Below are 20,833 nucleotides of genomic sequence, written 5' to 3' on the forward strand. Positions count from 1 at the left end.
ACTGAGGGCTGACACCGGAATGACGGATCAATCAACGCCCCCCTTGCAGTCGTTTCAGCATACGTTTCAGCGATCCAGCCAACCGTTCATGCATGCCTTCAGGCTCAACCCCTTTCACACAGCCCAATACGAATCGTTCCCTGCGCTCAGACATCCAGTCCTGCTTGTAAGCGTCATTGCCGGTCAGAAAATCGATCTCATCCACCGCTTCGGCATCGATCACGTATTCCATCATAAAACTGGTGAGTATCGATCCCGGCGAATACTGCCTCCACGCCTCATCATACGCCAGCCTGAAGATGTTCGCCTTGCCGTGGAGCACAAACCAGAGTTGAGCCGCGACAGGCTTGGCCTGAACATAAAGAACTGCCAGCCGCGACCAGCCCGACCTCGAAATCCCGGCCACAACACCGTCAAGAAAATCCGCATATTGTTCATTCGCCTTCCAGCTGGCCGTATAAACTGCGTGATAGTCGGGCATTGCCTGCGGCACCTCCAGCCCGGCAAACAGGCGAATTTCATAGCCGTGCTCGCGTTCGAGCTTGCGTTTCTTGCGGGCAATGGTATTGCGCAACCTCCCAGGACGGGCCGCCATGTAGTCTTCATACGATTCCCCCTGTACACGATAAATCCAGCTGTACAGGCGAAAATCATAATCACAACTGAATCCGACCGATTCCAGGCTCCGTTGCAAGCCGCGCATTCTGTCATCATCGTCGGCAACCGGCTCCAGGAGCAAGGCACGGATCGACAGCCGGCTCAAACCTTCTGCCAGGCATTCGAGGATCCGCTGTTGATCATTCTCCGCAAGCAGAAAACTGTAAAGCGAGGTGTATCGGTGCCTGAGGGCATACCAGGCATGTCCGGCCCGCCGCATAAGCGGCAGGATCGCCAGCACGTCATCTTCTGCCACCACGCAGGCCAACACCAAAGCCTGATCATCATCAAGGGCAGAGGCAGTCAGTGCCTCAAACCACGGGCGGGAGAGAAAAACACTGTTCATTTCCCCCTGCCTGAAAAGCGCATCGGCACTCTCCGGCAGTTGGTTCCAGTCGGTATAGCAAACGAACTTCATCAACAAGCCCGGCAGAAACGGCGGCGGCGCCTCCGATCACCCCTTCTCTGTGTCCGCTGTTTCTGCCACAGCCAATGCCTGTACTGCTGCAACATCCTCATCCAGCAGAAGTCCCTTCCGGGCATAAACCAGTGCCCGGGCCGAATGCCGCAGTGCGGCCTGGCGCATCACCGCATGCCCCGCCGCTGCCAGCGTCGCCATCGCCTTCTGCACCCGGATCGCCACCTCCAGAGAAGCACACCCATCACGTTCTATCGCAATAAAGGCATCGTCGAACATATCCTCGACCGAAAGTTCGGGCACCATTATCCGGTCGTACAGGATCTCGGCAGTCTCACCCTCATCCAGGGGAGCGGACCAGAACAGGAACAGCCGGACCAGTGTACCGCAGACATCGATCGCAGTGCCCGGGTCATTCACCGCAGGCGACAGTGCGCGGGCGGCAATCTGGGAAAGCACCACCAGCCCGTAGCGCGGATCCTCGTAGTAGGTGCGTTGCTTATCGATCTTGAACGCAGCAGCAACCACGTGCGGCTCCCAGTCCTTCGCATCTGCATCAGCCATCACATAGGCCAGCACCCGTTCCGGGCTGACGAAGGAACCGGGCAGCACCACCACCCGAACCTTCCCGTCAATCTGTTCAGCGAATTCCTGCAGGCTGGCGACATCGATTCGCTGCACATACCCCGCCGACTCGGCGGTAACAGCCACGCCCGAGTCGTTTTCCGGGTCGTCCTGAACGGCGCAAAGCGTCGGCGCAATCCGGCGCTGCCCGAGCGCATTGACGGTCGCCTCCTCCACCTGATCGACCGTATTGCCCAATCGGCCCAGCCTTGCGATGCGGTCCACCCAGTAGACAAAGGTCAGAATCACCAGTCCGAACACGAAAGCCGTGAACAGGAACAACACAAAAATTCCCGCCCCCCCGAAAAAACCGTTCTTGGCTGCCGTCAGACCCACAATACTGAAGATGAAGGCACCGATGAAAGTGGAAAGCGCCCGTTGAGAGATGTCATCGGCGATGACCAGGGCGAAGGAGCGCGGCGATGCCGTGGTACTGGCCGAGGCGTAGGCTGAGACCATCGACGCGACTGCGAAAGTAGCGATGACCAGCATGCTGGAGGCCATGATGGAAAGCAGCGATTCAACGGATTCGGCCGAGACACGTGGCAACACAGTCGCCAGCCGGGTATAGCTGTCGGCCTTCGAGGCGGCCAGCGCCGCCGCAATGGACAGCAACCCGACCATCAGCGGCTTGACCCACAAACGCTCCTGCAGTTGCACAAAGATGAACCTGGCCCGACTCACCATACCGTTCACAGTCATTTCAGCGTCCCTTCAGATACACAGAAACCCGCGACGGCGAATCAGGCTACAATGATGGCGCGAATCCGGTTCTGCATACAGGAATGCGCGTCCCGAACACCCGTTCATCGGGCCCGCAAATGCGGCGCTGAAACAGTTGCCTACCGCCCTTTCAGCATACGCTTCATCGATTCAATCAACAGCCCATACCGTCCGGGCAGCTTGGCTTGTTTCACGCAGCCCAACGCGAAACGCTCCCTGCGCTCCGACATCCAGTCCTGCTTGTAGGCGTCGTTTCCCGTCAGAAAGTCGACCTCTTCCACCCCGTCGGCATCGATCACGTACTCCATCAGGAAACTGGTGAGTATCGAACCCGGCGAATAGCGCCGCCATGCCTCGTCATATGCCAGCCTGAAGATACTCGCCTTGCCATGCAGCACGAACCAGAGCTGCGCGGCAACCGGCTTCCCCTTGGCATAGAGAACCCCCAGTCTGGTCCAGCCCGGTCGCGAAAAGCCCGCCACCATGCCGTCCAGGAATCCCGCGTACTGCTCATTTGCCTTCCAGCTGGCTGTGTAGACCGCATGGTAAGCGGCCAGCGCCGGCGGCACCGCGTCTCCAGCGAACAGACGGATCGCGCAGCCGTGTTCACGCTCGAGCTTGCGCCGCTTGCGGGCGATGGTGTTGCCCAGCCTGGCGGGTCGGGCCGCCATATAGTCCGCATGAGACCGCCCCTGCACACGATGAATCCAGTTGTACAGGCGAAAGCTGCGATCACAGCTGTATCCGGCCGCCTCCAGCGCCCGTTGCAGACCATTTATCCTGCTGTCATTGTCAGCAACCGGCTCCAGCAGCAATGCCTGCAGCGGCAGCCGACTCAGACCTTCGGCGAGGCAGGCGAGGACCTCCGACTGATCATCATCCGCGAGCAACAGACTGTAAAGCGGAGTATAGCGGTGCCTGAGAGAGTACCAGGTATTTCCGGCGCAGCGCTTCAGGGGCAGGATCGCCAGCACCGCACCGCCCGCCACCACGCAGGCCAGCACCAGGGTCTGACCCTGATCAAGCGCGGTGGCCGCCAGGTTCTCGAACCAGGGGCGGGAGAAAAAGATACTGTCCTGCTCGCCCTGTGCGAAGAGCACATTGGCACTTTCCGGAAGTTCACTCCAGTCGGAGTAACATATGAAGTTCATCAACAAGGCTGGCGATAGAGAAGTTCCGGGATTCAGGAAAAGAGTGCCGACCCCTTCATTACAACGAAAAGGCGGCCGGGTTGAGCGCCGGGTTAGACCAAGCTGGTACCATTATCAACCTCCTTATCGGGTACAGCCAAAACAACTTCTCCTTGTGAATTGTAAAATCCTGTTATCAGACATTCAGACTTGATGGGACCGATTTGCTTCGGTGGAAAGTTGACGACTCCAATTAGCTTTTTCCCCATCAGCTCATCTTTACTGTAGAGAGTTGAATGTCTTTGGTAATCCGCTTCGAATAGCGGCCCTGACGAATTTTCTCAGCCTCCTTGCCCTTGAACGATTTGATCATAACGCCAATGCTACCGCGCCGCATTAGTATTATCCAGCGCCCCGATTTCTGGTCTCGTGAGTTCTAACGAGATGAATAAGGGGCCGAACACGGCCTGCCCGACGCCGGCACCTTCACCCTGCTGCTCTGGCGCTACGCCGCCCTGAGCCTGGTGCTGGCACTGGTGCTCGCCCTGCAGCCGCTGGCAACGGGCACCTTCTCAGGGTGGATGGCCGGAGAAACCGCGAGTGCGCGACAATGGACAGGACTGGTACTGAGGGTTCTGCGGCGTGGCGTTCACCGTCTGCGCCCGCAGCAACTGGGACGACAGCGGCTCCATCTTCGGCTATCTCATCCAGTTCGGCTCGATGGCGGCCATTACGCTGGCCAGCCTGCAGCAGCGTCGTCGGGAGGTACTGGCGTCCCATTGGAGTCCCGGGTTCCTTGCCACCATGGCCCAGCTCATCCTCGCGGTATCCCTGGACGGCTATGGCCTGATGTGGCTGCTGCTGGCACGAATTGACGCTATGCGCGTCGCCAGCCTGTTCTATCTGGGACCGCCGGGCACCATGCTGATGACCTGGATCGCATTCTGGGGTCACCTGTTCGCGACCGATATCACCGGGTTGGTGATTGCGGTCGCTGGTGTGGTGCTGGCTCAGGGCGTTCACCAACGCCTCAGCTGAGCGGAAATCAGGGTGCGGGCGCCCTGACTTCAGGCTGCTGTCACGCAACCCACTGCCTTGGCGATCATTCAGGCCGATCCTCCGGTTTCCGGTCCGGCGTCTTGTAGCCGTGGATCATGGCCGAGACCAGGCCGCTGCGACTCCGGATCTCGAGGACCACCACGGCAAGGACATGCAGCAGCGCTGCACCGCTGAGCACGAAAAAGACCCACTTATGCAGCGTGATGTAGGGCTTGCGGAAGCCGCGCATCGCCTCCCAGGCCGCCGGATCGACCAGCGCCTTGTCGCCCGGGACCAGCGTCGCCGGATCCACGCCGGTCGCGGCGACCCAGCCGGCGATCCAGCCGCCGAGCGGCGGATAGTAGATGTCGGTGCCGGCCAGTACCAGACCCGTCGCGGCCTGCACAGTCAGCAGTACGAACAGCACCAGTACCATCAGGCGGCCGAGCGGATTGTGCCCCAGGTAGCGACGCGGCTCAGCGCTGACCAGGCTGCGCAGATACGCGCCCAGTTCGCTGAAATAACCGCGTCCGAAGGACAGGACAGTAGCCCAGCGCCCGTACCGGCTGCCGACGAACCCCCACAGGTAGCGCCATGCCAGATTCAGGGCCAACACGTAGCCGACCCAAACATGGAAGGTTTTGAGGAAGACCTTGGCCTCGGCGGAAATGCCCAGCGCCTTGTTGTTGTAGATGATCAGGCCGATGGTCAGGAGCAGCAACACGGCGGAGAAATTGACCCAGTGGAAGACGCGCACGGAGCGATCCCATACGCGATATGTTTTAGTTTCAGGTTGCGCCATCGGTGTTTCGCCCCGGTCTACGGATTCGGCTGACAAGATACCGCCATCAGCTGAATTCAAACTGAAAAATTGTATCAGTGAAGAATCAGTATCAGGAAAAGCCGGATTGATTTCCTTTGCGTCATCCCGGCGTCGGCGGGATCCAGGGAAAATCAGCCACATGGCTGCCGATCGGGGCCCGACCGGCTTGTGGGCCGGCTGAGCATTACCGAACTTCCCGCATGGACCACTGGAGCAGAAATATCCTCGGTGCATCTTGATCTCCCTCAACCTATACTTCAGCCTGCACGACTGGATGCTGGTCAGGCAAAAGATGGATAGGTGATATGCGTTACCTTGCACTTGTAACGGACTACGACGGGACACTGGTTTCAGATGACAGGGTATCGGAGCCTGTCGCGCAGGCCCTGGAGCGCCTGAGGGTTTCCGGCAGGCGGGCGATTCTGGTTACCGGTCGACGGCTTGACGATCTGCTTGCGGTCTGTCCCTGCGCACGGTTGTTCGACCTCGTGGTAGCAGAGAACGGCGGCATCGTCTACGACCCGCACAGCCGCGAAGAGACGCAGCTTGCCCCTTCCCCATCCAAGCTGCTGATACAGGGCCTGCAGAGGCATGGGGTCGAGCCGCTTGAGGTCGGACAGGTCCTGGTGGCGACACAGGCGCCGCACCGCACGGTGGTCCAGGACCTCATCTGGGAACTCGGTCTCGAAGCCCAGGTGATCGGTAATCGCGGTGCGGTGATGGTGCTCCCGGCAGGTGTCAACAAGGCGACGGGGCTCGAGTACGCACTGCGTGAACTGGGGCTTTCGCGCCACGAAGTGGTGGGAGTCGGTGACGCGGAGAACGATCACTCCTTCCTGGAGCGCTGTGAGTGCGCCGTGGCAGTGGCCAACGCGGCACCGTCCATCAAGGCGATTGCCACCTTCGTCACCACGGCCGAGAACGGGAACGGGGTTATCGAGCTGATCGATGAATTGATCACTGACGATCTGGACCGGGTGACCGGCACGCTGCCACAACATCTGGTCCTGTTCGGCAAACGCTCGGATGCAACCACGGTGCAACTTCCACCTTACGATCACAACATACTGGTTGCCGGGCCTTCCGGCAGCGGCAAATCCACCCTCGCCGCCGGCGTCGTCGAGCGCCTCATCGAAAAGGATTACCAGGTTTGTATCGTCGACCCGGAGGGTGATTACGGAACGCTGCGCGACGTGGTGGCGCTCGGCAACCAGTGGCGTGCACCGAGTGTGGCCGAGGTGGTGTCGATACTCGAAGACGCCAGGGTCAATGTCAGCGTCAACCTGCTTGGCATCGCATTGGGCGATCGGCCGGATTTCTTCGCCCAACTCATACCCAACCTGCAGGCCATGCGCGCCCGCACCGGACGGCCACACTGGCTGCTCGTGGACGAGGCGCACCACATGCTGCCCAGCACCTGGGGTCACGCCGCCTCCGTGCTGCCGCAACAACTCCACGAGACCATCCTGGTCACCGTGCATCCCGACCAGGTGGCCCCGGCCATCCTCGCACCGATCGACGTGGTTGTGGCCATCGGGCATTCACCGGAAAAGACCCTTGGGGAGTTCGCCACCGCAACGAACCAGCCGCTGGCCTGGCCCGAGGGCTTGTCCTATCAACCGGATTACGTCGTCGTCTGGTACCTCCGGGACGGACAGCCGCCGTTTTCGATGCAGCCACAACGTGGGCGGGCCGAGCGCATCCGCCACCACCGCAAGTATGCGGAAGGCAATCTGCGCTGGCACAGCTTCTATTTCCGCGGCCCGGACAATCATCATAACCTGAAGGCGCAGAACCTCCATGTCTTTTCCCAGATCGGCGAGGGCATCGACGAGTCAACCTGGATGTTTCATCTCCGCCGCGGCGATTATTCGCGTTGGTTCCGCCACGTGATCAAGGATGATTATCTCGCTGACGAGACAGGGCGCATCGAGCGGCGTGCCGACCTCGCGCCCTGGCAGACACGACAGATGATCCGGGAGTTGATCAATGCCCGCTACACACTGCCCGAATAACGCGGCCGCATATGGATGTCAGCGTGTGCGCCCTCGTTGCGGGCATGGACGCGCAGAAAACCCTGAACCCTCTCAGCATTCTGCCGGTGTGCGCGAGTCCGCCGGGTCGGTGGGTGGCCTTCGCCGCAAGGGCCTTCGGTCTGTCGCGGGCGAATCCACGCAGCCGCTGCCGGAATTCACCTGAAGGAAACCGTTTTCGAAGCCGCCGATATCCAGGAACTCGAAGCGCCTGCATGGCCCGGAGCGCCCCGTCCTGGGATGATGGATTGAACACCCATGATTTGGTCGGAGAGCCAGCACGATGAGAAAGAATGAAACAAGCCCGGGCGCTACGATGCCCCCGGAAGATGCCTCGAACGAGACCATCCGCCATTTCGTCCAGACGGCGCATGCGGTCGATCTGGCCGCCTGGCTTGCGGAGCTTCCGCAAGACCTGGCGCAGGAGCAGATTCTGGCACTGGCGCAGCCCCGGCAGGCCGAAACCTTCAGCTATCTTTCGCTCGACGTTCAGGCAGCGCTCGCCCGACGGCTGGGTCGCCGGGAATTGGCGGAAATCGTCACCCGGATGGAAGCCGACGACCGCGTCGACCTGTTCAACCATCTAAAACCAGAAGAACAGCAGCGGCTGCTGCGCGATCTTGCGCAGGAGGAGCGCGAGGATATCCGGCGCCTGTCGACCTATGCCGAAGAAACCGCTGGTGCAATAATGACCTCGGACTATGCGACGCTGGCCACATCCATGTCGGCGCATGAAGCGATCGAGGTGCTGCGGCGTGAGGCGCCCGAGAAGGAAACCATCTACCGGTCCTATGTCCTCGACGCCGACCGCCGGCTGATCGGCTCGGTTCGACTGGTGGAATTGATCCTGGCTGGCACCGATACGTTGATCGCCGAAATCATGGACCCGGATCCAATGGCTGTCACGCTGGACACGGATCAGGAGGAAGTCGCCCGGTTGATCGCACGCTATGATCTGACGGCACTGCCGGTAATCGATGAGCATGGCAGACTGGTCGGAATCATCACGCGCGACGACGCGGAAGATGTGATGCAGCGTGAGACCACGGAGGATTTTCAGAAGATCGCCACGGTCATCCCGTTTTCGCAGAGTATACGCGAGGCCGGCAAGAGTGTACTTTATAAAAAGCGGATCTTCTGGCTTGCGCTGCTGGTATTCGGCAACCTGTTTTCGGGCGCGGGGATCGCGTTCTTCGAGGAGACGATCCTGGCCTATGTGGCACTTGTATTCTTTCTTCCGCTGCTAATCGACAGCGGCGGCAATGCCGGGTCTCAGGCGGCCACCCTGATGGTGCGCGCGCTGGCCACGGGCGACGCGGCATTGAAAGACTGGCGCGACCTGATTCTACGCGAGTTGACGATCGCGACGGCGCTGGGGGCGACCATGGCGCTCATTGTCTCGCCGATCGGGTTGCTGCGTGGCGGCTCCGACATCGCGCTTGTAGTGAGCCTGACGATGATGCTGGTCGTCATCGTCGGGAGCTTGGTGGGGATGTCGCTTCCGTTTCTGCTCAGCCGGCTGCGCCTCGACCCCGCGACCGCCAGCGCGCCGCTGATCACAACGATATCGGATGTGGTCGGCGTGCTGATCTATTTCTCGCTTGCGACATCGATACTGGGCCCCTGATCCGGGCTATCCCCGGGCCCTGTACCGTCCAGTGTGCGACAGATCAGGACATCGCAGGCTGCATTGTTCAAGACCCGCTGGGTGACGCTGCCGAGCAGCGCCCGGCGGATCCTGCCCGTGCCACCGGGTCCCAGCACGATCAGGCCCACCTTCGGGCTCCATGTCGCCCGTACCAGTGATGTCGCCGGATCGCCGGCAAGGACCCGCGCCATGCCTCTTATCGGGCGTGGGTCCAGCCTTTTGGAAGCAGCGTTCAGCTCGGCTTTCGCCTTGCGCACCAGGGCCTGGCGATGGGCCGCTACGCTTTGGCCAACGCCCGCGTGCAGCATCGCCGCTTCGAGTTGGGGCGGGATCTGCACCACATGGATCAGGTAGAGTCCGGCCTGCGGAAGCAACGCGGCCGCGAACGGTACAAGCGCATCGGAGTCATCCGCCGTGGCAGTGGCCACCACAACACGCTGATAGGCCCGCGTGGCCGGGCGTTTGACCACCAGCACCGGCGAGTTACTCGCACGGATCACCCGATCCGTCGTCGAACCTATGATTTTATCCGCCACCGAATCGCGCTGATGCGCCCGCATCACGACCAGATCGGCATTGCCTTCATCGATCAGGTCAATCAGACGCAGGAACGGGGATCCGGTCTCGATGCGAATATCGATGGTGTCAACGCCGGCCGCCTGTTCTGCAACCGCAGCCTCGACACGTCCGTAGGCCTCGATCCGCATCTGCTGCTGGATGCGCATCAGCTCAGTGGAGGCAGAATCGAACCCGGTGAGGCTGTCGATGACATGGGCCACAGTGAGCCTTGCCCGGTGGGCGCGAGCGATTTCCACGGCCCGCGTCAGTACCGGATCATCCTGCGGGAACTGACCCACAGCGGCGATGATGTGCCGCGCCTGAATCATTGCACCACCCGGCACATCACGGAGGCACAGCCAGGACGTCGCACCGGGCCTCACGCAAGGTGTGCATTGCAACGCTGCCGATCATGAGATGGCCGATACCTCTTGCGCTGCGTGTGCCGATGGCTATGAGGTCCGCAGGCAGGTCAGTGGCAGCGCGCACGATCGTTGTATCCGCGTCGCCACGACAGAGCAGAAAGTCCACGGCCCCCGGGTCGAGACCCGCGGCATCTGCGAAGCGGCGCAGTTTCTGCTCGTAAATGTGTTCACGTTCCTGAGCTGTCGCCGGCAAGTGATGGTTCGCTTCGTTGTGCGCAACCGAGCCGTCGTCAGGTGCGGCTGCATCGGCGTGCATGATCAGCAGCCTTTCCCGGGGCGCAAGGCGGTGGACAAGCTCCAGCGCCTTGCGCGATGTATCGGAGAAATCGACGGGTACCAAAACCCGTTGATACCGATAGGCGGGTTTCGTCCTGACCACCAGAACAGGGCACGCGCCGTTACCCACTATCTTCTCTGCCAGTGTACCGAGAAGACGATCACGCATGAGGTGTCGGCCGTGGGCCCCGATGACGACCAGTTCGATGGAGCGCTCGCGCACTTCGTCAAGGATCTGCGTCAGCGGATCGCCGACCCGGGTCCGGATGTCTACGGACGCTGGGCCCGGGGCCTGATTACGCTCGAGCTGACGGCGCAGCTCGGACTGTGCCTCCTGCCGGAGCACCTGCACCGCCTTCTGCGGTGTTTTCGCCAACCGTTCCCAGGCCGCACTGGGCACGCCCGGGCCGTCGACAGGCTCGACGATATGAAGGACGCTGAGCACGGCATCGTGCTGCGCGGCGATCCGCCACCCACGCGACAGGGCACGATTCGCTCTCGGCGAAAGGTCGCTCGCAACCAGAATCTGTCTGATCTGCTCGGCCATGGGGTCCCCTTGTCTGATTTGCTTATTCAAGCGCTCATGACGGTACGCAGACTTAATTATTGAATATACCGCTGCTTCTGTCGAGCACGGACAACCCGCTTGCAACCGAAATCCGCGTGCACCCGGGACGCCGGTTCCACGGATTCGCGTGCTGCTGACTTGGCTGCGTTCAGCAGGACTCATGCGGCTGTAATCGCTTGACATACAACACCCCTTCTATACAGTTGCACTGATTGAGGCAGGTGTTGCGCCAGGAAAGCGAGACCGCCTTATTATCATCATTTCATGATGTTAGAGACGCCTGGTTGAACATTGAAACCACTGCATCACGGATCCGGATCGGGATGAAGCTTTGTGGTTTCGATCGACATGCCGCATAAATCAAGGCGGCATCAGGCCGGTGCTGATCGATGGAGCAGATGAATTGTCGGCTTTCAAAAATATTCTCTGTGTAGTGGACGTCAACGAGAAGTGTACAGCTGCCGTGGAACGCGCTGTCACGCTGGCCGTAAACAACCAGGCACGCCTGACTGTGATCGACGTGATCGATCGCGTGACCGTCGGCATCGGCATGCCGGACGGAGGGCCGTTTTCCGTTGATCTTCAGGCTGCGATGGCAGCCGATCGCGCACAGGCGCTGAAAGCGTTGATTGATCCTTATCGTGAACGGATGCCGATCAACACGAAGGTGCGCACCGGTATTCGTTTTCTGGAAAGCATTCGTCAGGTGTTAGACGAGGAACACGACTTGGTGATCAAGGTTCCCGAAACGCTGACCTGGCTGGGCCGATTGTTCGGCAGTGATGATATGAACCTGTTACGCGAGTGCCCGTGCCCGGTCTGGCTCGTCAAACCGCAGGCGGAAGAATCCTACCGGCGGGTCCTGGCGGCGGTCGATGTAGACGACGCCTATCCCCCGGCGGAGCAGAAATCACGGCATGCGCTGAATCAACACATCCTTGAAACGGCAGCTGCACTGGCACTATCCGAGTTTGCCGAACTGCATGTCGTCTATGTCTTGCAGGCGGTCGGCGAAAGCGCCATGCGTGGCGCCTTTACACATATCCCGGAGGCGGAAATTACCAGCTACGTGGAGCGGACCAGACGCCGGCACAGGACCCGCCTGGACGAGCTCATGCACGCAGCCACCGACAAGCTTGGCCAGGAGGCGGCGGAGCACCTCAATCCCAGAACGCATATGGTGAAAGGCTGGGCCCGTGAAAAGATCCCGGCGCTGGCCAAACTGCTTACGGCCGATGTCATAGTTATGGGGACCGTGGCCCGCACCGGCATCCCGGGCTTCATCATGGGCAACACGGCCGAGATGATCCTGAATCAGATCGACTGTTCGGTACTCGCCATCAAGCCCCCCGGTTTTGAAACGTTGGTGATACCGGAGGACTGACTATCCCGGTCCGGCTGGTTATCAACCCCCACCCGCCTGCGGCGGCTGGCCTGACTTGGCAGGCACCCGCCACAACGGCTATGCTGGCACGAATTGGCGACACCCGCCGTGAGGACAGGTATCTGCCTGCATCAACAATGCCACTCAATCACCGTCTCGCCTGCCTTCTCTGCCTGCTCCTGCCGCTCTGGCTGGCCTGGACCGCGCCCGCTTTCGCTGCCGCTGAGCTCGAATCGATCTCCCTGCACAACCGCCCGGCCGAACAGATCATCCCGCTGCTGCATCCGCATCTGGAGGCCGGCGAGGCGCTGACCGGGCAGGGTTTTCAGCTCATCCTGCGGGCGCGGGCGGAGCGGGTGAAGGAACTGAAGGGGCTGATCGCGCAGCTGGACGCGGCGCCGGCGCGGCTGCGGATCAGTGTGCGGCGGGCGTCGGTGGCGGAGATCGAACGGGACAACCGGCGATCAGGCGCAGGGGTCCGTGTTGACGGGGACGGGACCGCGCTCAGGGGCAGGGTCACCATCCAGCGCACCGAGACCCGGTCACACGAGCGTGATACGCACAGGGTGAGCGCCCTGGAGGGCGAACCGGCCTACATCGCCGAGGGGCTGGCCTTCCCGAGTGTTGGCAGCCAAGTGTACATCATCAACGGGCGCGAGGTGATCAGCAACACCGTCGAGTACCGGCAGCTGGAATCCGGCTTCTATGCCCTGGCCCGGATCAATGGCGATCAGGTCACGGTCACGGCCAGTCCGAAGCAGGAGGCGCTGAGCCCGCGTGGGGGCGGGCTGGTGGAGTCCGAGGCGCTCGTGACCACGGTGCGCGGGCCGGTCGGGCAGTGGCTGGAACTGGGCGGGCGGACGGCGTCGGTCGAGCGCCGCGGTTCGGGGGTTGTGCATCGTACCGAGAGCAAGGAACATGAAGCGAATCCGATCTGGATCAAGGTGGATGTTCTGGAGGGGGAGTAGAGTCTGCTATTGAGGGCTGGTCGCAGTAATGCCCCCTCACCCTGCCCTTTTATGCCCTGTGGGTACTCCCGCGAGGGGATAGGGGAATGTGAAGATGATCAGCCGTTATGGAATCTGATACCAATAACAACGCCCCTGCCGATCAGGCCATCACCCAGGTACTGGCGGCCGAGCGCGAGGCCCGGGCGCAGGTCGAGCAGTGTCGCGAGGAGGCCGCCCAGCAACTCAAGCAGGCCCGTCTGCATGCGGCACGCGTCCGTCAGCGCACCGATCACCGCATCACCCGGGTCCACCGCCTGTGCCTGGCGACGAGCCGGCACGAGCTGGATGCCCTGCGCCGGGAACGCCACGAAGCGCTGATGGAGCGGCTGGCGCGGCTGCAGCCGGATGAGCAGCGGCTGGAGCAGGCCGCCCAGCGGCTGGCCATGGAGCTCATCATGGGCGAGGCGGAGAAACCGCCGCCGTGACCAATCCCTGCATCTTTCCCGGCGTGCGGCTGCAGGCCCGGCTCGGCCGGCGCCTGGACGAACGCGACTGGCAGCGCCTGGGCAGCGTGCGCGATGCCCAGCACCTGATCGACAGCCTGCTGCAGACCTCTGCCGCGGGCTGGGTACGCGGCCTGGACAGCGGCAGTTCCGCCGAACTGGCCGAGCAGCAGCTCAAGCTGCGGGCCGGCGAGCAGACCGAAGAGATCGCCCGCTGGTATCCCCGCCCCTGGCGCGCGGCCATTCGCTGGACCCGCATCCTGACCTGGCTCGACACCCTGCGCCGGCAGCAGACGGCGCTCGGCACCGGCGAACTGCTGCGGCTGGCACCCACGCCGCTGGAACCGCTGGCCGGTCACGAGGACGAGGCCGCACTGAAGCACCTGCACGAGACCGACTTCGCCCCGCTGCTGCCGGCGCTCGGCACGGGCGAGAATCTCTACAGCGCCTGGTACGAGCACTGGCTCGGCCTCTGGCCCGGCCCCGACCGCACATTGCAGCGCCGCCTGACTGATGTCGGCCGGCGTCTGCACCTGGCGCATTCCGCCGTCAGCCTCGGCGAACAGGATCCGGCCGCTGCCTCGATGCTGCTGCTGCGACCGCTGCATCAGCATCCGTTCACACCGGTCGCGCCCTTCGCCTATCTGGCCATACAGGCGCTGGACCTGACCGGGTTGCGCCGGCTGCTGATCGACCGGCTGCTGTTCGTTCACGGAGAGGCGGCCTGATGCGTCCGGTGCCCGCTCACTGGTTCGAGGCACTGGTGGCGCGCGATGACATGACGCACGCCATGGAGCAGCTTGCCCGCACCGGGCTGATCCAGCTCGAACCCGGCGTGCCCGCGCGCGCCGAAGCCTCGCTGCGCGACCTGCAGGGGCTGTACCAGCAGTACCACGAACTGCGGCAGCGCGACGGCGGCTACTGGCCGGACAGTGACATCCGCCCCGGCACCCACCACGGCCGCCCGGCCACGACCTATGCCCGCGCCCTGGAACAGCTGCGCAGCTGGCGCGAGGACAACGACCGTCTGATCCACACCCTGGAGGTGCGCCTGCGCGAGCAGACCCGGTATCGCCACCTGCTGGTCTGGCTGAAGCATCTCGAGGGCGCCGCCACACTCGATCAGACATTCGACTTGGGCGCGCTGCACCGCATCGGTCCCTGGCTGGACTACCGGCTGGTGCTGTGCCCGCCGGAATGTGACGTCGATTTCAACAGCGACGACCTGCTGCTGCTCAATGCCCCGGTCGAGCCGGACCTGTACCGGCTGGTGATCGGCGGCCGCGAACGTATGGCGCAACTCGACAACCAGCTGCTGCAGACCGAGGTGATGCAGCTCAGCCTGCCCGACTGGCTGAGCGGCCGGCCGCCGCAGGCCATCGCCGCGCTCGAGCACCGGCTGGATCAGACACAACAGGAGCTGCGCCGACTGCAGGCCGCACTGGAGGCCTCGCACGCCAGCGCCGGGCTGCACACCGCGTTGGGCGATATCGCCCGGCTGAACTGGTTCATGCAGCATATCGAATACCACCTGGAATCCGACCACCTCGCCTGGGTACACGGCTGGACCATCGCCGGCTCCGCCGGGAAACTGCAGCAGGCACTGGCAGATGAGGGCGCACGCGGCCTGGTGCACTTCACCCCGCCGCCAGAGGGCATGGAGCCGCCGCTGACATTGCGCCACACAGGCTGGAACCGCGCCTTCGAACTGTTCCCGCGTCTGCTGGGCATGCCCGGGCGTGACGAGTTCGATCCCACTGCCCTGCTGGCCTGGGTGGTCCCGCTACTGTTCGGTTATATGTTCGGTGACGTGGGTCAGGGACTGGTGATCCTGCTGGCCGGGGTACTGCTGCGTCGCCGCGTGCCGCAGCTGACCATTCTCATCCCGGCAGGAATCAGTGCCATGATCTTCGGCCTGCTCTACGGCAGTGTGTTCAGCATCGAGGGTCTGATCCCGGCACTGTGGCTGCATCCGATGCAGCACCCGCTGCTGCTCCTGGGTATTCCGCTGGCCGGGGGCGCGCTGCTGCTGCTCATCGGACTGGTGCTGGCCGGATTGCAGGCGAACTGGGCCGGCCAGCGGCGGCGCTGGTGGCTGGGCCAGGCGCCGGTGATCCTGCTGTATCTGGGTCTGCTGCTGCTGTTCATCGCGCCGCCGCTGGCCCAGGTGCTGCTGCTCGGCGGGCTCGCCGCCTATCTGGCCGGCCATGCCCGGCTGGCGCCGGCGCGGCCGCTGCGCGCCGCGCTGCTGGCGCTGGCCGAACTGGTGGAATCGCTGTTCCAGCTGATCATCAATACTTTGTCCTTCGCCCGCGTCGGCGCCTTCGCCCTGGCCCATGCCGCCCTGTCGCAGGCGGTGATGGCGCTGATGGGCATCACCGGCTCGGTCATCGGCACGGCACTGGTATTCCTGCTGGGCAACCTGCTGATCCTGGTGCTGGAGGGACTGGTGGTCTCGATCCAGACCACGCGTCTGGTGCTGTTCGAATTCTTCATCCGGTTCCTGCGCAGCACCGGGCGGGGCTTCGTGCCGCTGCCGGCGCCGGGTTATGGTAATGCCCCGGCCGGATGAACCGGTGGCAGCCTGAACACCAAACCAAGGAGAACAACCATGCCACGTTATCGCTTCGCCCTCGGGATGACCGCCGTGACCCTGGTCTGGGCCGTGCTGGGTTCGCTGCTGCTGTGGCTGCCGGGCCTGGGCCTGGCCGAAACGGCAACCGCGGTAGCGGCCGGGATCGATCCGGAGGTCCGCAAGTGGGGCTACATGGCGGCAGCCCTGGCCACCGGCCTGTCGTCGCTGGGCGCCGGTTTCGCCGTGGCCTCGGTGGGCAGTGCCGCCGTTGGTGCCATCGCCGAGAAGCCCGAGGTGTTCGGACGCACCCTCATCTTCGTCGGCCTCGCGGAAGGCATCGCCATCTATGGCCTTATCATTTCCATTCTGATTCTCAATGCGTTGACGGCATGAGCGTACCGCACTACATCGGCGATGCCGACACCGCCGCCGCCCTGCGCCTGGCGGGCGTTCAGGTCTATGTGCCCGGCGAGGACGAGGACGCTGAGGCATTGTTCCAGCGGCGCCTGGCCGAAACCGATTTCCTGCTGCTGGGTACGGCCTTCGCCCAGCGGCTGCCGCCCCAGACCCTGAAGGCAGCCCTGCAGGCGGGCCAGCCGCTGGTGGCGGTGATCCCGGACGTGCTGGGCGCGGAGGATTTCATCGGCGAATCGGTCCGGCTGCGCCGGGAACTGGGCTGGGGAAGCGCGACATGACGCCTGATGTGCAGACCAGCACCGAGGCGCTGCGCCGGCTGATCCGGGAGAGCGCCGAGGCCCAGTGCCGCGAGATTGAACAGCAGACCCGTGTCGAAGCCCGCGACCTGCTGCGCCGGTCCCGCCGCGAGGCATGCGAGCGGGTGCATCAGACGATCGAACACGAGCGTCAGCAGCACGCCCGGCGCCTGGACCACGAACGCGCCGCGCTGGAAAGCCATGACCGTCAGCAGCTGCTGGAGGCCACCCGCCGTACCCTGGGCCGCGCCTGGCAGGAACTTGAGGGCATGCTTGCTGCCCTGTGGCAGGCGCACGAATGCCGCAGCGAGTGGATCCGCAGCCTGTTCGAACAGGCCCTGGAACGCCTGCCGCCCGGGCACTGGCGCATCGAGCATCCGCTGCCCTTCCCGGAGGAGATCGATGCCGACTGGCAGCGGCGGCTGCGCGAGTACAACGGCCGGGAACCGGAGTGGATCGCCCGGGCCGGGATCCGCGCCGGCCTGCGCATCCGCGTCGGCGGCGTGCACCTGGATGCCACCCTGGACGGCCTGCTGGCCGACCGCACCCAGCTGGAGGCACGGCTGCTGGATCACATCGAGCGCTGCATGGACATCGAAGCGGGAGGCAGTCCCCATGGCTGAGGCACGTCTGCGCTGGGTTGCGGGGCCTGTCATCCGTGCCGTTCCCGAGGGCGATTTCGCCATCAACGAGGCGGTACTGATCGGTGAGCGCCGGCTGCTGGGCGAGATCATCCGTCTGACCCGCGAGGAGATCGTCATCCAGGTCTACGAGGATACGACCGGCCTGCGCCCCGGCGTGCGCATCCACGGCACCGGTTACCCCCTGTCGGTGAAACTCGGCCCGGCGCTGCTGGGCAACATCTTCGATGGCCTGCTGCGGCCGCTGGCCGGCGGTGATGCCATCTATGTGGAACCCGGCATGCGCGCCGCACCGGAGCAGCGTTTCAGTTTCACGCCGAAGCTGAAGATCGGCGATGCGGTCAACGGCGGCGAGGTCTTCGGCGAGGTCAGCCGCAATGGGGTGAACCAGCGGCTGCTGATTCCGCCGGACATCGGTGGCAGGATCGAGACCATCGAGTCCGTCGGCGACTATACCGATACGACCGACCTGCTCACCGTCGCGACTGCCGACGGCGAGACACGCAACCTCGGCATGCAGCACACCTGGCCGGTGCGCGTGCCGCGTCCGGTCGCGAAGCGCCTGCCGCCGGACCGGCCCATGATCACCGGCCAGCGCATCCTCGACACCCTGTTCCCCATCGCCCGCGGCGGCAAGGCCGCCCTGCCCGGCGGCTTCGGCACCGGCAAGACGGTGCTGCAGGAGAGCCTGGCCAAGTGGTGCGACGCCGACATCATCATCTACGTGGGCTGCGGCGAGCGCGGCAACGAGATGGCCGGCGTGCTGCATGAGTTCCCGCAACTGCAGGACCCGCGAACCGGCCGCTCGCTGATGGAACGTACCCTGATCATCGCCAACACCTCCAACATGCCGGTGGCGGCGCGCGAGGCCAGCATCTACACCGGCGTGACCGTGGCCGAGTACTTCCGCGACCAGGGTCTGCATGTGGCCCTGATGGCCGACTCCACCAGCCGCTGGGCCGAGGCGCTGCGCGAGGTATCGGGACGGCTGGGTGAGCTGCCCGGCGAAGCCGGCTATCCCGCCTATCTGAGCAGCCGCCTGGCCAGCTTCTACGAACGCGCCGGGCGCGTCACCGGCCTGTGCGGCGAGGAGGGATCGCTGTCCATCATCGGCGCGGTCAGCCCGCCCTCGGGGGATTTCTCCGAGCCGGTCACCACCCACACCAAGCGCTACGTGCGCAGTTTCTGGGGCCTGGACCGCGACCGCGCCCAGGCCCGCTTCTATCCGGCCGTGCATCCGCTCCAGTCCTATGCCGAGGCGGTCGACGAACTGGCCGGCTGGTGGCGCGAACGCGGCAGTCCGCACTGGCTGGAACGCCGTGCCCGGCTGCTGCAGATCCTGGAGGAACAGGACCAGCTCGAGCGCATGGCGCGTATCGTCGGCAAGGATGCGCTGCCCCCGCGCCAGCAGTGCATCCTGCTGGCCGGCGAGTTGATCAACCAGGGCTACCTGATGCAGTCCTCCTTCTCCCCGAACGATCGCTATGCCTCGCCCGAACGCCAGACGGTGATGCTGGCGCTGATCACCCGCTACATCGATCTGGCGCTGCAGGCGGTGGAACAGGGGGTGAGCGTGGACGCGCTGCGCGGCATGCCCGTCCTGCGCAAGCTGCAGCGCATGAAGGAGGACCTGGGCGAGGAGGCACTGGACGCCTACGCCGAACTCGAGCATGAGTTGGACGATGCCTTTGCCAAGTCCCAAAAGGAAACTGCAGATGAAGGCTGACCTGTACGCCGCCGGCAACGCCACCCGCATCGACGGCCCGCTGCTGTTCCTGCAGCGCAGTCTCGACGTGGGCCTGAACGAGGCCGTGGAGGTCAGCGGCGCCGACGGCCGGCCGCGGCTGGGCCGCGTGGCCGCACTGGACGATGACTTCATGACCATCGAGGTGCTGGAGACCACCCAGGGCCTGGCGCTCAGCGAGACCCGGGTGCGCTTCCGCGGCGCACCGCTGCATTTCAGTCTCGGGCCCGACCTGCTCGGGCGCGTCTATGACGGCGTCGGCCGGGTGATCGACGGCGGCCCGCCCATCGCCGCCGAACAGCACCTGCGCATCGAAGGTCTGGCGCTGAATCCGGCGCGGCGTGCCAGTCCGGCGGACTTCATCGAGACCGGCATCAGCAGTATCGACATCATGGACAGCCTGGTGCGCGGCCAGAAGCTGCCCATCTTCTCGGGCGGCGGCCTGCCGCATGACAGCCTCGCCATCCAGCTGGCACGTCAGGCGCGGCTGCGTGGCGACGACGCCGGACGCTTCTCCATCGTCTTCGCCGGTATCGGCATCCCCCACGACACCGCCGAGCAGTTCCGCACCGCCATGGAACGCAGCGGCGTGCTGGGCCATACCGCCCTGTTCCTGAACCTGGCCTCCGACTCCAGTGTGCAGCGCCTGCTTACACCGCGCTTCGCGCTGACCGCGGCCGAGTACCTTGCCTACGAACGGGGCCACCACGTACTGGTCATCCTCACCGACCTCACCAACTACTGCGAAGCCCTGCGCGAGGTCTCGGCCAGCCACGGCGAGATACCCAGCCGCAAGGGCTATCCCGGCTACATGTATTCGGACCTCGCCACCCTGTACGAACGCGCCGGCATCATCGAGGGCCGCGGCGGCTCACTCACCCAGATCCCCATTCTGAGCATGCCCTCGGACGACATCAGTCATCCCATACCTGATCTCACCGGTTATATCACCGAGGGCCAGATCGTGCTCGACCGCAACCTTCACCGGCGCGGCCTGTACCCGCCGGTGAAGGTGCTGCCCAGCCTGTCGCGACTGATGAAGGACGGCACCGGGCGCGGCTTCACCCACGAGGACCACCCCGACCTGGCCAACCAGCTGTATGCCGCCTACGCCCGCGCGGTACAGGTGCGGGTGCTGGCCAACGTGGTCGGCGAGGACGGCCTGACCGAGACCGACCGCTACTACCTGCGCTTCGGCGACCAGTTCGAGCGCGAGTTCGTCGCCCAGGCCGCGCGCCGCAGCCTGGAGGCCAGCATGGAGATCGGCTGGCGCCTGCTCGCCGCCCTGCCCGCCGCCGAGCTGCACCGGCTGAACGACGCCCAGATCGCGAAGTACATCGAGCCGCATCATGCCTGACTCGAGTCCCCATTTGTCACCCCCTTTCTGCTGCGACGCACGACG

General features: G+C 63.9%; 19 protein-coding genes and 1 pseudogene. 13 read left to right on the forward strand and 7 right to left on the reverse strand.

Going from position 1 to position 20,833, the window contains the following annotated elements; translation table 11 throughout:
• Positions 1-31 precede the first annotated feature (31 nt).
• From CFK21_RS09755 to CFK21_RS09770, 4 genes and pseudogenes are all read right to left on the reverse strand, one after another.
• Positions 32-1,075, reverse strand: a complete 1,044-nt coding sequence (locus tag CFK21_RS09755) for a GNAT family N-acetyltransferase (protein WP_096366482.1) — start codon at positions 1,073-1,075, stop codon at positions 32-34.
• A 36-nt stretch (positions 1,076-1,111) separates the two neighbouring features.
• Positions 1,112-2,401: a DUF2254 domain-containing protein gene (locus tag CFK21_RS09760; protein ID WP_197702937.1), complete on the reverse strand. Its 1,290-nt coding sequence runs from the start codon at positions 2,399-2,401 to the stop codon at positions 1,112-1,114.
• 140 nt (positions 2,402-2,541) lie between these two features.
• Complete coding sequence (locus CFK21_RS09765; RefSeq protein ID WP_231971493.1) at positions 2,542-3,522, reverse strand: GNAT family N-acetyltransferase; 981 nt, start codon at positions 3,520-3,522, stop codon at positions 2,542-2,544.
• A 143-nt stretch (positions 3,523-3,665) separates the two neighbouring features.
• Positions 3,666-3,842, reverse strand: a pseudogene (locus tag CFK21_RS09770) (tRNA-binding protein); the annotation flags it as partial.
• A gap of 352 nt (positions 3,843-4,194) precedes the next feature.
• Between CFK21_RS09770 and CFK21_RS09775 the strand changes: the two are divergent.
• Positions 4,195-4,590, forward strand: a complete 396-nt coding sequence (locus CFK21_RS09775) for a hypothetical protein (RefSeq protein WP_096366485.1) — start codon at positions 4,195-4,197, stop codon at positions 4,588-4,590.
• Positions 4,591-4,654: 64 nt separating this feature from the next.
• On the opposite strand, the gene CFK21_RS09780 is transcribed toward CFK21_RS09775, so the two are convergent.
• A complete protein-coding gene (locus tag CFK21_RS09780) occupies positions 4,655-5,347 on the reverse strand; it encodes a cytochrome b/b6 domain-containing protein (RefSeq protein WP_197702938.1) in 693 nt (230 codons plus the stop codon).
• Positions 5,348-5,718: 371 nt separating this feature from the next.
• Here CFK21_RS09780 and CFK21_RS09785 point away from each other — a divergent pair, with 371 nt between their 5' ends.
• Together CFK21_RS09785 and mgtE are read left to right on the forward strand one after the other, a co-directional pair.
• The gene (locus tag CFK21_RS09785) at positions 5,719-7,428 is read left to right on the forward strand and encodes an HAD family hydrolase (RefSeq protein WP_096366487.1); all 1,710 of its coding nucleotides are present in this window, start codon (positions 5,719-5,721) and stop codon (positions 7,426-7,428) included.
• A 301-nt stretch (positions 7,429-7,729) separates the two neighbouring features.
• Positions 7,730-9,073 carry a magnesium transporter gene (gene mgtE, locus CFK21_RS09790; protein ID WP_096366488.1) on the forward strand — a complete coding sequence of 448 codons (1,344 nt, stop codon included), beginning with the start codon at positions 7,730-7,732 and terminating at the stop codon, positions 9,071-9,073.
• On the opposite strand, the gene CFK21_RS09795 is transcribed toward mgtE, so the two are convergent.
• Both CFK21_RS09795 and CFK21_RS09800 read right to left on the reverse strand, forming a co-directional pair.
• A complete protein-coding gene (locus CFK21_RS09795) occupies positions 9,037-9,981 on the reverse strand; it encodes a universal stress protein (protein WP_096366489.1) in 945 nt (314 codons plus the stop codon). The two genes, mgtE and CFK21_RS09795, sit on opposite strands and share 37 nt — an antisense overlap.
• Before the next feature lie 16 nt (positions 9,982-9,997).
• Positions 9,998-10,900, reverse strand: coding sequence for a universal stress protein (locus tag CFK21_RS09800; protein ID WP_172844286.1), 903 nt, complete (start codon positions 10,898-10,900; stop codon positions 9,998-10,000).
• A gap of 400 nt (positions 10,901-11,300) precedes the next feature.
• Here CFK21_RS09800 and CFK21_RS09805 point away from each other — a divergent pair, with 400 nt between their 5' ends.
• From CFK21_RS09805 to CFK21_RS09850, 10 genes are all read left to right on the forward strand, one after another.
• Positions 11,301-12,305: a universal stress protein gene (locus CFK21_RS09805; RefSeq protein ID WP_197702939.1), complete on the forward strand. Its 1,005-nt coding sequence runs from the start codon at positions 11,301-11,303 to the stop codon at positions 12,303-12,305.
• Between the two features lie 137 nt (positions 12,306-12,442).
• Positions 12,443-13,273 (forward strand): hypothetical protein, encoded by an 831-nt coding sequence (locus tag CFK21_RS09810; protein WP_096366491.1) that lies wholly within the window; start codon positions 12,443-12,445, stop codon positions 13,271-13,273.
• Positions 13,274-13,380: 107 nt separating this feature from the next.
• Positions 13,381-13,740, forward strand: a complete 360-nt coding sequence (locus CFK21_RS09815; RefSeq protein ID WP_096366492.1) for a hypothetical protein — start codon at positions 13,381-13,383, stop codon at positions 13,738-13,740.
• Positions 13,737-14,486 (forward strand): hypothetical protein, encoded by a 750-nt coding sequence (locus CFK21_RS09820; protein ID WP_096366493.1) that lies wholly within the window; start codon positions 13,737-13,739, stop codon positions 14,484-14,486. The genes CFK21_RS09815 and CFK21_RS09820 overlap by 4 nt, the downstream gene beginning before the upstream one ends.
• Positions 14,486-16,330, forward strand: a complete 1,845-nt coding sequence (locus CFK21_RS09825) for a V-type ATPase 116kDa subunit family protein (protein WP_096366494.1) — start codon at positions 14,486-14,488, stop codon at positions 16,328-16,330. The genes CFK21_RS09820 and CFK21_RS09825 overlap by 1 nt, the downstream gene beginning before the upstream one ends.
• A 39-nt stretch (positions 16,331-16,369) precedes the next feature.
• Entirely contained in the window at positions 16,370-16,726 is a 357-nt protein-coding gene (locus CFK21_RS09830; protein ID WP_096366495.1) for an ATP synthase subunit C, read from the forward strand.
• Entirely contained in the window at positions 16,723-17,028 is a 306-nt protein-coding gene (locus CFK21_RS09835) for a V-type ATP synthase subunit F (RefSeq protein WP_096366496.1), read from the forward strand. Before CFK21_RS09830 ends, CFK21_RS09835 begins: the two co-directional genes overlap by 4 nt.
• Positions 17,025-17,669, forward strand: a complete 645-nt coding sequence (locus CFK21_RS09840; protein WP_096366497.1) for a V-type ATP synthase subunit E family protein — start codon at positions 17,025-17,027, stop codon at positions 17,667-17,669. Before CFK21_RS09835 ends, CFK21_RS09840 begins: the two co-directional genes overlap by 4 nt.
• Positions 17,662-19,413: a V-type ATP synthase subunit A gene (locus tag CFK21_RS09845; protein ID WP_096366498.1), complete on the forward strand. Its 1,752-nt coding sequence runs from the start codon at positions 17,662-17,664 to the stop codon at positions 19,411-19,413. Before CFK21_RS09840 ends, CFK21_RS09845 begins: the two co-directional genes overlap by 8 nt.
• Entirely contained in the window at positions 19,403-20,788 is a 1,386-nt protein-coding gene (locus CFK21_RS09850) for a V-type ATP synthase subunit B (RefSeq protein WP_096366499.1), read from the forward strand. Before CFK21_RS09845 ends, CFK21_RS09850 begins: the two co-directional genes overlap by 11 nt.
• Positions 20,789-20,833: the final 45 nt, after the last annotated feature.

This window comes from Thiohalobacter thiocyanaticus (genome assembly GCF_002356355.1).
Classification (GTDB): Bacteria; Pseudomonadota; Gammaproteobacteria; order Thiohalobacterales; family Thiohalobacteraceae; genus Thiohalobacter; species Thiohalobacter thiocyanaticus_A.